Source organism: Streptomyces sp. Go-475 (assembly GCF_003330845.1).
In the GTDB taxonomy this organism is placed as follows: domain Bacteria; phylum Actinomycetota; class Actinomycetes; order Streptomycetales; family Streptomycetaceae; genus Streptomyces.
The window spans coordinates 4,623,470-4,636,357 of sequence record NZ_CP026121.1; the positions used below are offsets into that span (position 1 = coordinate 4,623,470).

11 protein-coding genes and 1 tRNA gene are annotated in these 12,888 nt (G+C 72.4%); 2 read left to right on the forward strand and 10 right to left on the reverse strand.

Annotated features, from left to right (window positions below; all coding sequences use genetic code 11):
* Positions 1-45 precede the first annotated feature (45 nt).
* Positions 46-119 (reverse strand) — tRNA-Gly (locus C1703_RS21305).
* Positions 120-650: 531 nt separating this feature from the next.
* Between C1703_RS21305 and dcd the strand changes: the two genes are divergently transcribed.
* Both dcd and C1703_RS21315 read left to right on the forward strand, forming a co-directional pair.
* Entirely contained in the window at positions 651-1,226 is a 576-nt protein-coding gene (gene dcd, locus C1703_RS21310) for a dCTP deaminase (protein ID WP_114254385.1), read from the forward strand.
* 11 nt (positions 1,227-1,237) lie between these two features.
* On the forward strand, positions 1,238-1,735 hold the full coding sequence (locus C1703_RS21315) for a phosphoribosyltransferase (RefSeq protein WP_114254386.1): 498 nt from the start codon (positions 1,238-1,240) through the stop codon (positions 1,733-1,735).
* Positions 1,736-1,795: 60 nt separating this feature from the next.
* Here the strand turns inward: C1703_RS21315 and C1703_RS21320 are convergent, their stop codons facing one another.
* The 9 genes from C1703_RS21320 to C1703_RS21360 form a co-directional block, all read right to left on the reverse strand.
* Positions 1,796-2,833: a Yip1 family protein gene (locus C1703_RS21320; protein WP_114254387.1), complete on the reverse strand. Its 1,038-nt coding sequence runs from the start codon at positions 2,831-2,833 to the stop codon at positions 1,796-1,798.
* Between the two features lie 94 nt (positions 2,834-2,927).
* The gene (locus C1703_RS21325) at positions 2,928-4,280 is read right to left on the reverse strand and encodes an FG-GAP and VCBS repeat-containing protein (RefSeq protein ID WP_114254388.1); all 1,353 of its coding nucleotides are present in this window, start codon (positions 4,278-4,280) and stop codon (positions 2,928-2,930) included.
* Between the two features lie 17 nt (positions 4,281-4,297).
* The gene (locus tag C1703_RS21330) at positions 4,298-5,743 is read right to left on the reverse strand and encodes an FG-GAP-like repeat-containing protein (protein WP_114254389.1); all 1,446 of its coding nucleotides are present in this window, start codon (positions 5,741-5,743) and stop codon (positions 4,298-4,300) included.
* Between the two features lie 88 nt (positions 5,744-5,831).
* Positions 5,832-7,256: an FG-GAP-like repeat-containing protein gene (locus C1703_RS21335; RefSeq protein WP_114254390.1), complete on the reverse strand. Its 1,425-nt coding sequence runs from the start codon at positions 7,254-7,256 to the stop codon at positions 5,832-5,834.
* 426 nt (positions 7,257-7,682) lie between these two features.
* Complete coding sequence (locus C1703_RS21340; RefSeq protein WP_114254391.1) at positions 7,683-9,086, reverse strand: FG-GAP-like repeat-containing protein; 1,404 nt, start codon at positions 9,084-9,086, stop codon at positions 7,683-7,685.
* A 407-nt stretch (positions 9,087-9,493) separates the two neighbouring features.
* Positions 9,494-9,676, reverse strand: coding sequence for a hypothetical protein (locus C1703_RS21345; protein WP_114254392.1), 183 nt, complete (start codon positions 9,674-9,676; stop codon positions 9,494-9,496).
* 41 nt (positions 9,677-9,717) lie between these two features.
* Positions 9,718-11,100, reverse strand: coding sequence for a glycosyltransferase (locus C1703_RS21350; protein ID WP_232840550.1), 1,383 nt, complete (start codon positions 11,098-11,100; stop codon positions 9,718-9,720).
* Positions 11,097-11,270 (reverse strand): peptidase, encoded by a 174-nt coding sequence (locus tag C1703_RS39020; protein ID WP_157993148.1) that lies wholly within the window; start codon positions 11,268-11,270, stop codon positions 11,097-11,099. The genes C1703_RS21350 and C1703_RS39020 overlap by 4 nt, the downstream gene beginning before the upstream one ends.
* Before the next feature lie 53 nt (positions 11,271-11,323).
* Positions 11,324-12,607, reverse strand: coding sequence for a nucleotide sugar dehydrogenase (locus C1703_RS21360; protein ID WP_114254395.1), 1,284 nt, complete (start codon positions 12,605-12,607; stop codon positions 11,324-11,326).
* Between the last annotated feature and the right edge of the window lie 281 nt (positions 12,608-12,888).

Below are 12,888 nucleotides of genomic sequence, written 5' to 3' on the forward strand. Positions count from 1 at the left end.
CCCGGACAGCAAAACGGCCCAGGTCTCTGACCTGGGCCTTCTTCGTGGAGCGGGTGACGAGAATCGAACTCGCGCTCTCAGCTTGGGAAGCTGATGTTCTACCATTAAACTACACCCGCGTAAGACGCCGACCGGAGTCGGTGTCCGAATGCTCGCCCACTCTACCTCATGCCAGGCCCCCGGTGTTCGCGCCGCGGGGCCTGAGGGTGTTTCAGGGGTGGGATGCGGCTGCGGGGGAACGGAGTTGGGGCGTACGGTGTGGGCGTCGAGGAGGGTCCGGGCGGGACCGGAGTGCCGCCTGGAGGGCCGTCCCTTTGATCCCGTACTGTGGCTTTTGTCGTCAGGCAAGCAGCAGCCAGACGCGGCTCTTGGGGAAGGGACTCTTGGACTTGATGGAGCGCACCGTCGTCCGCTGTGCGGATGGGCACGTGTTCACCACCGCTTCGTTCCCGATGCAGCAGGCCGAGCGGCTCGGCCCCGGCCGGCTTCTTCGGTGTCCGCGCTGCGCGCGGCTGAGGAGCGTGGTGCCCGTGAGCTACCAGAAGCGGTAGCGGACAGAGCGAGCAGGCACAGCGACAGCAGCAAGCAGCGCCAGGCGCGCGGAGTCGTCCGATTGTGGGCGCTCCGCGCGCCTTGCGTATCCTCGGGGCGTGCTTCTCTCAGACAAGGACATCCGGGCCGAGATCGACGCCGGGCGGGTGCGGATCGATCCCTATGACGACGCGATGGTGCAGCCGTCGAGCATCGATGTGCGGCTGGACCGCTACTTCCGGGTGTTCGAGAATCACCGGTACCCCCACATCGACCCCGCCATCGAGCAGAGCGATCTGACCCGGCTCGTGGAGCCGGAGGGGGACGAGCCGTTCATCCTGCACCCCGGGGAGTTCGTCCTCGCCAGCACCTACGAGGTCATCACCCTGCCCGACGATCTCGCCTCCCGGCTGGAGGGGAAGAGCTCGCTGGGGCGGCTGGGGCTGGTGACGCATTCGACGGCCGGGTTCATCGACCCGGGGTTCAGCGGGCACGTCACCCTGGAGCTGTCGAACCTGGCCACCCTGCCGATCAAGCTGTGGCCGGGGATGAAGATCGGGCAGCTGTGCATGTTCCGGCTCAGTTCGCCCGCCGACTTCCCCTACGGGAGCGAGCGGTACGGCTCCCGGTACCAGGGGCAGCGCGGGCCGACCGCCTCCCGGTCCTTCCTCAACTTCCATCGGACCCAGGTGTGAGCGACAAAGGCATGAGCGCGGTGCGGGAGAACCTTTCCTACGAGCAGTTCGGGGCCGCCGTGCGTGAGCTCGCGCAGGTCATCGCCGACGACGGGTACGAGCCCGACGTCGTGCTGAGCATCGCCCGCGGCGGTGTCTTCGTGGCCGGCGGGCTCGCCTACGCCCTCGACTGCAAGAACATCCACCTGGTGAATGTGGAGTTCTACACCGGTGTGGGGACGACGCTCGACATGCCCGTCATGCTCGCTCCCGTGCCCAACCTGATCGACTTCTCCGACAAGAAGGTGCTGATCACCGACGACGTCGCCGACACCGGCAAGACGCTCAAGCTGGTGCGCGACTTCTGCCTCGACACCGTCGCCGAGGTGCGCAGCGCCGTGATCTACGAGAAGTCCCAGTCGCTGGTGAAGTGCGAGTACGTGTGGAAGCGGACCGACGAGTGGATCAACTTCCCGTGGTCCGTGGAGCCGCCCGTGGTGCGGCGCAGCGGCCAGGTGCTCGACGCCTGACCAGCAGGGACAAGAGAAGGGGCTCCCCCAGGGGAGCCCCTTTCCCGTGTGCGCGGAGCCTCAGACCGTGCCCAGCTTCACGATCGACAGCAGCGCGATCAGCTGGATCGCCGACGCGCCCAGCGCCTTCGGCCAGGGCAGGTCGTGGGAGCGGCTGACCATGAGGGTGAGCAGTACGCCGCCCGCGACCCAGGTGGCCCAGCCGAGCAGCTGCACGAACGTCGCGTCGCCGCCCGCGAACATCGCGAAGACCAGGCGCGGCGCGTCCGTGAGGGACATGATCAGCATGGAGAGGCCGACCGTGGGCTGCCAGGCGCCGTCGCCGCCGAGCTGGCGGGCCAGGGTGTGGGTGACCACGCCCAGGACGAACGCGCTCAGCACCATCGCGACGGCCGTCGTCAGGACGATCGGGATCGCGTTCGACAGTGTGGCGTTTATCGCATCCTTGCGGGCGCCGTCGAAGCCGAACACGGCGAGCAGGCCGTAGAGGAACGTGACGATCAGGGCCGGGCCCCACATCGTGTAGTCCCGCATCTGGAGGAACGTCTGGTTCGGGGCGAGGACGATCCCCCTCAGCAGGGCCTTCCAGTGCAGGCGCGGGCCGATCGGGCCGGGCGGCGGGGCGGCCGAGCCGGCGCGGTAGGTGTCGCCCTGGGTGTAGGGGTCCTCGCCGACCGAGAAGGCCTGGGTGTGGCCCGGGTTGTTCGCCGCGTACGGGTCGTGCGGGCCCTGCGGACCGGGCGGGTACGCGCCGTCGCCGAAGTACTCCGGCTCGCCGTGGCCGCCGTGGCCGCCGTGGCCGCCCTGGCCGCCGTAGCCGACGCCGGGTCCGGCGTTCGGCTGCGGCCAGGTGGGGCCGCCGCCGCCCCCGTACGGCGGCTGCTGCGGGTACGGCTGCGGCGCCGGCGGGTAGCCGTACGACGGCCCCTGCGGCGTCTGCTGCCCGTTCGGAGGGTTGTGCGGTCGCGTCTGAGGAGCGCCGTTGTTCCGGCCGCGTCCGATCCTGAATCCAGCCACGTCTTCGAACGTACCTGGTCCCCGGCGGTGGTGTGCCGGGCCCGGGCTTCCGGGCCCGGCTTTGCGGCCGAGCTGTGACATCCCTTAAGGGGTACGGGCCTTGGGCCTCGGTGGGGTGTCAGGGTTCGGCCGTACGGGCATCGCCCCGGCCTCGCGCGGTGGCCGGCCGGCGGTGTCAGTCGGGCAGCGAGCCGCCCAGTTCCGGCAGGGCGATCGCGCCGGTCCTGGTCGGCACCGTGGCGGTGCCCCGCATCAGCAGCGCGCTGCCCGCCGCTCCCACGGCCAGGTCCGCCCTGCCGTCGGCGGTCAGGTCGCGCAGGCGCAGGGTGTAGCCGAAGGAGGTGTGGGAGTCGGCCGGGCCGAGCACCGTCTGGGCGATCCAGGAGGAGCGGGCGCCGGTGAGGCCGCCGGAGCCGCCGCGGAAGAGGTGGACACCGCCCTGGTCCTCCCGGCCGTCGACGTCCTCGTGGGGCACGCCGACCGCGAGGTCGGCGTAGCCGTCGCCGTTCGCGTCCGCGGCCGAGATCGCGTAGCCGAAGCCGTCGTCGGCCTCGGGACTGCCGGAGACGCCCGCCGTGGCCTGGGTGAAGGTGACGGAGCCGCTCGGGCCGGACGACGTGCCGCGCCAGATCGTGACCGCGCCCTTGCCGCCGTCCTTGTCGGGCAGGCCGAGGGCGATGTCGCCGTAGCCGTTCTTGTCGAAGTCGCCGATGACCGGGCTCGGGTAGAGGCCCTGCTGCCGGTCGCTGAGGGTCCTGGAGGCGCCCGAGGCGAGGCCGGTGGACGTGCCTTTCAGGAACCAGGCGCGCTCGCGGATGTCGCTGCCGGTGATCTCGGTGCCGATGACCACCAGGTCCGTCCGGCCGTCCCCGTCGACCTTGCCGGCCGCGAGGGCGGAGGAGTACCAGCCCGCGGACCCCTTGTCGATCTTGCTGACCTTGCCGGTCGTGCCCGACTTGGTGAAGGGGCCGCGGTAGAGCCAGGCCTCCTCGCCGCCGATCACGGCCAGGTCGGGTGAGCCGTCGCCGGTGAAGTCGCCGGTGGCCAGGTCGCGGCCGAAGTGGCCGGCCGCGCCGCCGGCCGGGGTGAGGTTGGTGCCGCCGGACAGGCCGGACTTGGAGCCCCAGACGACGGTGACCGTGCCGCGGTAGTCGTCGCCGCCCACGTGCTCGGTCGGGTTGCCGACGACGAGGTCCGCGTAGCCGTCCTTGTTGAGGTCGGCGCTCGCGAGGGACTCGCCGAACTGGTCGTCCTCCTCGCCGGATCCGGGGATGCCCGCGCTGTCCTGGTGGACGCGCTGGACGCGGGAGGTGTCGGGGCCGGTGGCCGTGCCGTAGAGGACGGTGACGGTGCCGCCCTCGCGGTCGACGTCGTCGTAGCCGCCGTAGGCCAGGTCGCGGCGGCCGTCGCCGTTGAAGTCGTCGTAGTGCTTGGCCACCGCCGCGGTGGCGGGTGCGGTGAGGAGCACGGGGCTGATGCCGGTCGCCAGCAGGGCGGCGGCCAGGGCGGTCGTGGTGGTTCTGCGCATGGTGTCTCCCTGGTCCGTCAGCCGATGAGGCCGGAGCCGAAGGCGCCGTACGAGCGGGTCTGGCCGAGGCTGCCCGGGCCGAAGGAGCGGGCGCCGTCGGTGACGGGGCCGGTGGCCGAGCCGCGCAGGCTGGTGATCGCGCCGACGCCCTCGTCCTCGAAGCCGGCGGTGACGGTGAACTCGGCGCGGCCGTCCTTGGTGACGTCGGCCAGCAGGACGTCGGAGCCGAAGTAGTCCATGGCCTCGGCCGAGCCGGGGACGCCGGCGGTGGCCTGGGTGAAGGTGCGGGCGCCGGTGCGCGAGACGCCGGAGGCCGAGCCGTTCATCAGGACGGTGGCGCCGGTGTCCTCGGTGGTGCCGACGTCCTCGAAGACGACGCCGATGGCGAGGTCGCCGTAGCCGTCGCCGTCGGCGTCGCCGATGGAGACCGCGCTGCCGAAGCCGTCGCCCGCCTCGTCGCCGCCGGGCACGCCCTCGGAGTCCTGGGTGAGTTCCGCCATGGGCGCGTCGCCGTTGACCGGGCCGCCCTCGGAGCCGCGGATGACGACGACCCGGCCGCCGAGGCTGCCGCTGTGGTCGTCCTCCTTGGAGAAGACGTTGCCGAGGGCGATCTCGTCGTAGCCGTCGCCGTCGATGTCGCCGAGGGCGAGGGAGGTGCCGCCGTTCAGGGGGCGGGGGACGGAGGTGTCCGGGCCGGTGGGGGAGCCGAGGTAGGCGACGCCCTTGGACCAGCTGCCCGTCCCGTCCTCGTTCAGGCGGACCCGGTAGGTGAGGACGAGGTCGGACCTGCCGTCGGCGTTGGTGTCGCCCGCCGCCATGGCGTCGACGCTGTACGACGTCTCGGGCGTGGCGATCCGCCGGACGGCGCCGGTGGTGCCGGTCGTCGTGAAGCCGCCGCGGATGACGTACGGGTCCGCGTAGGCGCTCGCGGCCAGGTCCGTCCTGCCGTCGCCGTCGAAGTCGCCGGCGGTCAGCAGGTTGCCCCAGTGGTCGTGCGCGGACACGGCCGGGTCCTTCACCGTGGTGCCGTTCTTCAGGCCGCTCGCCGAGCCCCACAGGAGGGTGACGGAGCCGCCGTCGACGTCGTCGCCGACGTCCTCACCGGGGGAGCCGACCGCGAGGTCGGTGTAGCCGTCGCCGTTGAGGTCGCCCAGGGCGAGCGCCTCGCCGAAGGTGTCCTCGGCCTCGGCGGCGCCGGGCACACCGGCGGTGTTCTGGCTGACCACCGTCCGCTTGGCCGGGTCGAGGCCGGTGGCGCCGCCGTAGACGACGGCGACGTAGCCGGCCATGCCCTGGCCGTCGACCTTGGCGTACGGGGCGGCGAAGGCGATGTCGCCGTAGCCGTCGCCGTTGAAGTCGGCGGTCGGGCCGGTGGCCGGGGCGGCGGTGGCCGCCGTCGCGGGCAGGGCCGTGAGGAGGCCTGTGGTGAGGGCCGTGGCCAGGAGGAGGGTGCGCTTGCGCATGGGGTTCCTGTCGGTCGGAGGTGCTGCTGATCAGGAGGAGGGCGGTGTCAGGAGGGGCGGGCGGTGCCGGTCACCGGCGGGTGTGGTGTCAAGAGGTGAGGGCGGTGCCGTAGCCGGGGGCGCCGGTCGTGGAGATGCCTGTCGAGGTGGGGCCGAAGGTCGTCGCGCCGGTGGTCGTCGGGCCCGTCGCCGTGGCGCGCAGGCACCAGACCGCGCCGTCGCCGGCGTTCTCGCCCGGCGCGGAGACGGACAGGTCGGCGCGGCCGTCGCCGGTGTGGTCGGTGAGGGTGATGCGCTCGCCGAAGCGGTCGCCCTTCTCGGAACCGCCGGGCACACCCGCGGTGTTCTGGGAGTACGACGTCGCGCCCTTGGTGGTCAGGCCGGAGGCCGAGCCGCGCAGGACGGTGACGGCACCGGCGGCGGCGTTCTCGCCCGCGGCGCCGACGGCCAGGTCGGCGTACCCGTCGCCGTCGACGTCGCCGAGCGAGACGCCGCTGCCGAAGCGGTCGCCGGTCTCGGCGGCGCCGGGCACGCCGGCGGTGTCCTGGGTGAGGACGAGCGGGGCGCGGCCCGGGTCGCGGCCGTCGGGGCCGCCGTAGACGACGGTGACCTTGCCGCCGAGGGCGCCCGCCGGGTCGGCGGAGGTCTCGCGGTCATTGCCCACGGCGATGTCGGCGTGGCCGTCGCCGTCGATGTCGCCGACGGCGGAGACGTACCCGGCGGGCAGGTTCCGCAGCCAGTCGGTGTGGTTGCTGATCTCCATGTCGGCGAGGGCGGTGGCGGCGTCGCCGTTGTGCGCGGTACGGCCGTGCAGAACCACCCGGGGGTGGCCGTCGCCGGTGACGTCGCCCGAGGAGAGGTACTTCACGCCGTACGAGGAGGACCACCAGTCGTTGCGGGAGCCCGAACCGCCGTTGGACGCGCTCGTCCGGGTGATCGGGCCGTTCACCAGGGAGAGCGTGATCGGGCCGGTGGAGCCCACCGCGACGTCCACGTCACCGTCGTCGTCGAGGTCGCCCGCGGTCAGGGCCTGGCCGTACCGGTCGTAGTCGGTGCTGAAGAAGCTGAACAGCGAGCGGGCGCCGGACAGGCCGGAGGCCGAGCCCCAGACGACGGTGACCGTGCCGTCGTTGGTGTCGCCGCCGTCCTCGCCGGGCGTGCCGACCAGCAGGTCGGCGTAGCCGTCGGTGTTCAGGTCGGCGGAGGCGAGGGCGGTGCCGAAGGCGTCGTCGGCCTCGGCGGCCCCGGGCATCCCGGCCGTGTTCTGGGTGAGGAGCGTGCGCGTGGCGGTCTTCGGCCCGCTCGGGCTGCCGTAGACGACCGACACCGCGCCCGCCCTGGCCTGCCCGGCGACCGTGGCGCCCGGCGCGCCGATCGCGAGGTCGGTGCGGCCGTCGCCGTTGAAGTCGTAGGGGACGGCGGCGGTCGCGGCGTGCGCGGCCGGGGCGGAGAGGGCGAGGGCGAGCGGGGTCAGGGCCGCGGCGAGGACGGCGGCGGTGATACGGGTGCGCATGGCGGTACGTGCCTCACTGGGGGCCGACGGGGTGTCACTGGGGTGGGGCGGGGTGTCACGGGTGCGGGGGGTGTCACTGGGGTCCGGTGGAACGTCAAGGAGTCCGGCGGGGTGTCACTGGGGGTCGACGGGGTGTCACTGGGGTGGGGCGGGGTGTCACTGGGGTCCGGTGGGACGTCAAGGGAGTCCGGCGGGGTGTCACTGGGGGTCGACGGGGTGTCACTGGGGTTGACGGGGTGTCACTGGGGGTCGACGGGGTGTCACTGGGGTGGGGCGGGGTGCCACTGGGGTCCGGTGGAACGTCAAGGGAGTCCGACGGGGTGCCACCGGGGGCCGACGGGGCGTGACGGGGGCCCGACGGGGCGTGACGGGGGCCCGGCGGGGGACACGGGGGTCCGGCCGGGCCGTAGTGAGCGAGGGCGGGTGTCACTGGGCGAGGGCGGAGCCGAGGCCGTGGCCGCTCTTCAGGGCGACGGCGGTGGTGGTGATGCCCTGCGCGCCGCTCGTGGTCAGGCCGGAGGCGGAGCCGCGCAGGGTCCACAGGCCGCCCGTGGAGTTCTCGCCGTCGACGCCGACGACCAGGTCCGCCCTGCCGTCCTTGGTCACGTCCGTCAGGGCGACCGCGGAACCGAAGCGGTCCCAGGACTCGGCGGAGCCGGGCACCCCGGCGGTGTCCTGGGTGTACGACTTCACACCGGTGGTGCTCAGACCGGCGGCGGAACCGAACAGCACGGTCACCGAGCCCGCGTCCTTCGCCGTGCCGAGGTCCTCGCCCGGGGCGGAGACCACGACGTCGGCGTATCCGTCGCCGTTGATGTCGCCGGTGCTCACGGCCCTGCCGAAACCGTCCTCGGCCTCGCCCGCGCCGGGCACGCCCGCGGTGTCCTGGTGGATCACGGTCGGCGTCTGCGCCGGGTCGGGGCCGGTGGGGCCGCCGTACCAGACGGTGATCTGCCCGCCCTTGTGACCGCCGGGCTTGAGGTCGTAGGGGTCGGTGTGGTCGCCGAGGACGAGGTCGCCGTAGCCGTCGCGGTTGATGTCACCGATGGCGCCGGGGTAGCCGTCGGCGCTGGACAGGTCGGCCATCTTGTACGCCGTGCCGGTCCAGCGGAAGTAGTTGATCTGGCCGCCGGTGTCGCCGTCCACGTTGAACGGGTAGACGCGCTCGGCCGCGCCGTCGCCGGTCATGTCACCCGCGAACACCTCGAACGTGGTGCCGACCTCGCCGACGCGCAGGTTGTTCAGCGGGCCGCCGGTGCGGGTGAAGGGGCCGTTGTAGATGCGGGTGTGGCTCTGGCCGGTGAGCGTGACGTCCAGGTCGCCGTCCCCGTCGAAGTCGCCGGTCGCGATGCCCCGGGAGAAGTTGCCGTACTCGGCGAGCGTCGACGGCTGCGGCAGGCCCTTGCCGCTGGTCAGGCCGGACTTCCCGCCCCACAGGACGGTGCCGGAGCCGACGCCGTCCCGGTCGCCGATGCTCTCGTTGGAGGCGCCGACGACGAGGTCGGAGTAGCCGTCCCGGTCGAGGTCGCCGCCGGCCAGGGCGCTGCCGAACAGGTCGCCGGACTCGGCGGTGCCGGGCACGCCCGCGGAGTTCTGCGTGATGACGGCCCTGCGGGCGGCCGAGACACCGGACGCCGAGCCGTACAGCACGACGACCGCGCCGGCGCAGGAGGCCGAGCCGACGTCGGCGCAGGGGGCGCCGGCCGCGACGTCGCGGTATCCGTCGCCGTTGAAGTCCCCGGTGAGGCCGGAGGGGGCGGCCGAGGCCGGGGTGGCGGTGAGGAGGCCGGTGGTGAGGGCCGCGGCCAGGATGAGGGTGCGCTTGCGCAAGACGGGGCTCCGGGGGAAGAGGGGAGGGCGGGGCTCAGGCGGCGGCGGGTGTGCCGGGGCCGGCCTGGGGCGTGGGGGCGGAGTCCCGAGGTGGTGCGGGGCGCGGCTGCGGGCGCCCGGGGGCGCGTCGCTGGTGCTGGGGCATGCGGGGTCTCCTGCGGCATGCGGGATGCGTGGCGGGCATCCACCGTCGATGAGGTGCCGGGACCGGCCGTGTTCGCCGGGGGTTGTCCGGGCGTTCACGGGTGGTCGGCGATCAGGAGACCCACGTGGGGACGTAAGGGTTGTACGTGAGTTCGGTTAATTCCCGCCGAGACGGCCGGGACGCGGGGGCGGTGTCGGTTGGCGGGCATCGGCGGGAGGGGGTCGGTGTCAGTCCGCGGGCACCGGCCGGGAGGGGGCCGGTGTCACTCGGCGTCCATCGGCCGCAGGCGGAGGCCGCCGACGGCGTCCCGCGCGACGCGGAGCGCCTCGGCGACCTCGCAGCTCAGGGAGGTCACCCCGGGGTGGGGCGGGCGCCCTGCGGGTGGTGTCACCTCGCCGGCCAGCCCGAACGCGAACGCCTGCCCGCCGACGTCACCCGCGGTCACCCCGACGCCCGGAACTCATCGCGTACCGCTGCCCGGTTTCCTCACACCTTCTGCAGGTTCTTCGGTCCGGCACGGTGGCGGCCGCCGCCCTGGGGCAGTGCCGCCTTCGCCGTCAGCCCCCGCGACTGCCAGGCGTTGTCGCGGAGCTTGAACAGGGCCCAGTAGCGGGTGGGGCACAGCAGCACGATGTTCATGAACACGGCCGCCGGGGTGCCCACCAGCCAGGAGCGCCAGCGCTGACGCGCGGTCATGTCCGGCCGCATCAGCACGTACAGCCCCGACTGGCCGTACCGGACCACCAGGTACACGCCGAGGTACACCAGCGCGATGCCCGGGTTGTGGTACCGGCCGCCCAGGGTCAGGAGCGTCATGACGACGGTCCAGGCCAGCATCACCGGCGTGATGACCAGTTGCAGCAGGCCGAAGGTCGGCGAGATGAGCTGCTTCAGCGACAGCCGCTCGTACACGAACGGCAGCATCCACCACCAGGACCGGGCCCAGCGCAGCCGCTGCCGGTAGGTCTTCCGCAGCGTCGTCGGCATGTCGGTGACGACTCCGGCCTCGTTGACGGCGACGACCTCGCCGCGCATCAGCGCCCGCAGCGCCAGCCAGCGGTCGTCGCCCGTGCCGCACTCGACCTCGTAGGCGTCCAGGTGGTCGTAGAGCAGCTCGGCCCGATAGAGGGCCAGGGCACCGGAGGTGGTCTCCAGCGCGCCGAGCATGGAGCGCGAGGACCGCATCATCACGCACGAGGTGCCGATGTCGATGTCCGCGGCCCGGGAGACCCAGCTCTCCTCGAAGTTGCGGACGTAGATCATGCCGGTGGTGGCCTGGATCCGCGGGTTGCTCATGGCCCGCAGCTGCTGTTCGAGCGCGTCCGGGAAGGGCTCGCCGTCCGAGTCGATGGTGAGGACGTAGTCGAAGTGCTTGTCCTGCTCCTGGAGGTGCCGCAGCACGGTGACCTGGGCCCCGCGCTTGCCCTTGTTCTCCTGGCGGTGCCAGAAGACACGGGGGTGGTCGAAGGGCTCCACGGGGTGCTGCCGCGAGCCGTCGTCGATGACGTGGATCTCGTCGACCGGGTGCGTCTGGGCCAGCAGGGACCGCACCGTGCGGTGCAGATTCTCCGACGGTTCCTCGAAGGCCGGGATGATCGCCACCGTGCGGCCGGGCGCCACCGGCAGGTGGGTGAAGGTCCGGCCCTTCAGGAACGAGACCAGGCAGAGCACGATCACCGTCATGCCCAGCCACCAGTAGAACGTGAGGACCGGGCTCTTCGACTGCAGGTGCACCACCACCGTGGCGGCGGCGAGGGCCGCCACCACCACGGCGGTCACGACGGTGAACCGCACCCGGGAGGGGCGGGCGTACGAGGCGTGCGAGGCGTGCGAGGTGTGCGGGGTGTGCGGGGTGTGCGAGGCGTTCAAGCGGTCGCTCGCTTGCCGCGGGTGGCCGTGCGGAAGACCGCGACGCCTCCGATGACCAGGAGTATCGCGCCCAGCACGATCCAGCCGAGCGCCGTGCCGCCGGTGGCGGCCAGGGCGGCTCCGCCGGTGGCGGTCCCGATGGCGGCACCCACACCGTTCTGTCCGTACATGATTTTCCCTCTTCCTGTCGTGGCTCTCCGGAGCCGTTTCCTGTCGTGGCTCTCTAGAGGCGTTCGATGTGGGGTGCGGCGGGCATGACGCCGCGGGTGTCGAGCACGTAGGCGGCCTCGGCGGCGAGCCGGCCGAGGTCGAACTCGGCGTGCGGGGTGAGCAGGACGACGGCGTCGAAGCCGGCGACGGTGTCGGTCGCCGTCTCCGTCTCTGCCTCCGGCGCCGCGCCGAAGGGGATGTCGCGGCGACCGCCGTCCGTGTCCGGCAGATAGGGGTCCACGACGGTGACGTCCGCCCCCATCGCCCGCAGCCGGTCGGTGACTTCGACGGCCGGCGACTGGCGGGCGTCCGAGGTGCCCGGCTTGTAGGCGGCGCCCAGGGCGAGGACGCGCGCCCCGTGCACGCTCCGCCGGAAGCGGCGGCTCAGGGCGTCCTGCAGCCGGCGCACCACGTAGTCCGGCTGGCTCTCGTTGATGTCCTGGGCCAGTTCGATGAGCCGGAACGTCTGCCCGTGCCGGGCCTTGACGTGGTGGCTCAGGTAGACCGGGTCGATGGGCAGGCAGTGCCCGCCGACACCGGGCCCGGGCTGGAACCTGGTGAACCCGAAGGGCTTGGTCGCGGCCAGCTCCAGCGTGTGCCAGACGTCCACGCCGAGGGTGTGGGCCATCCGGGAGAGCTCGTTGACCAGGGCGATGTTGACGTGCCGGTAGGTGTTCTCGAACACCTTGGCCAGCTCGGCCTCTTCGAGCCCCGACGCGGGCACGGTGACCTCGGTGACGGTGTCGTAGAAGTCCTTCACGCGCCGCAGGCAGCTCTCGGTCAGCCCGGCGACGATCTTCGGCGTGTTCTCCAGCCGCCAGTCGGCGTTGCCCGGGTCGATGCGCTCGGGGCTGAAACCGACGTGGAAGTCCCGCCCGGCGACGAGGCCGGAACCCTCCTCCAGCAACGGTATGAGCACGTCACGGGTGGTGCCGGGGTGGGTGGTCGACTCGAGGACGACGGTGGCGCCCGGCTCGATCCACTCCGCGAGCACGCGACCGGCGTCCCGTACGCAACTCAGGTCCGGCGCGCGGTCGGTGAGCGGGGTCGGCACGGTGATGACGGCGACGTCGAACCCCTTGAGGTCCTGCGGGTCGGAACTGGCGCGGTACGCGCCCGAGTCCAGCACCGCCCCGAGCCGGCTGTCGCCGATGTCCTCGACGTACGACGACCCGGCGGCCAGCGCCGCGCAGCGCGTCCGGTCGGGCTCGTAGCCGGTGACGGTGTGCCCGACCTCGGCGGCCCTCACGGCCAGGGGCAGGCCGACATAGCCCTGCCCCAGCACACATATGTGCATGGTGGTTTCCTCACCCCTGAAGTACGGCCGCCTGTTCCTGAGGCAGGTGGCCGTGGCGTGGTACTGCGTGAGAAGCGGTGTGGGAACGGCACCAGCACCGCGTCACCGGTTCGCCCGGGCCCCCTGCCCGACCGTGCGCGAAGCGCAACCAGTGATCTTCACAAATCCCCCTCATCTGTGGACCTTCATAGTTGAACAACTATTCGCTGAACGGAACCCCTTTTACTGATTCGCAATCTGCCAAGGGTGAGGCGGGTGGGTGCCGTTGAGGAGTGAGAGCA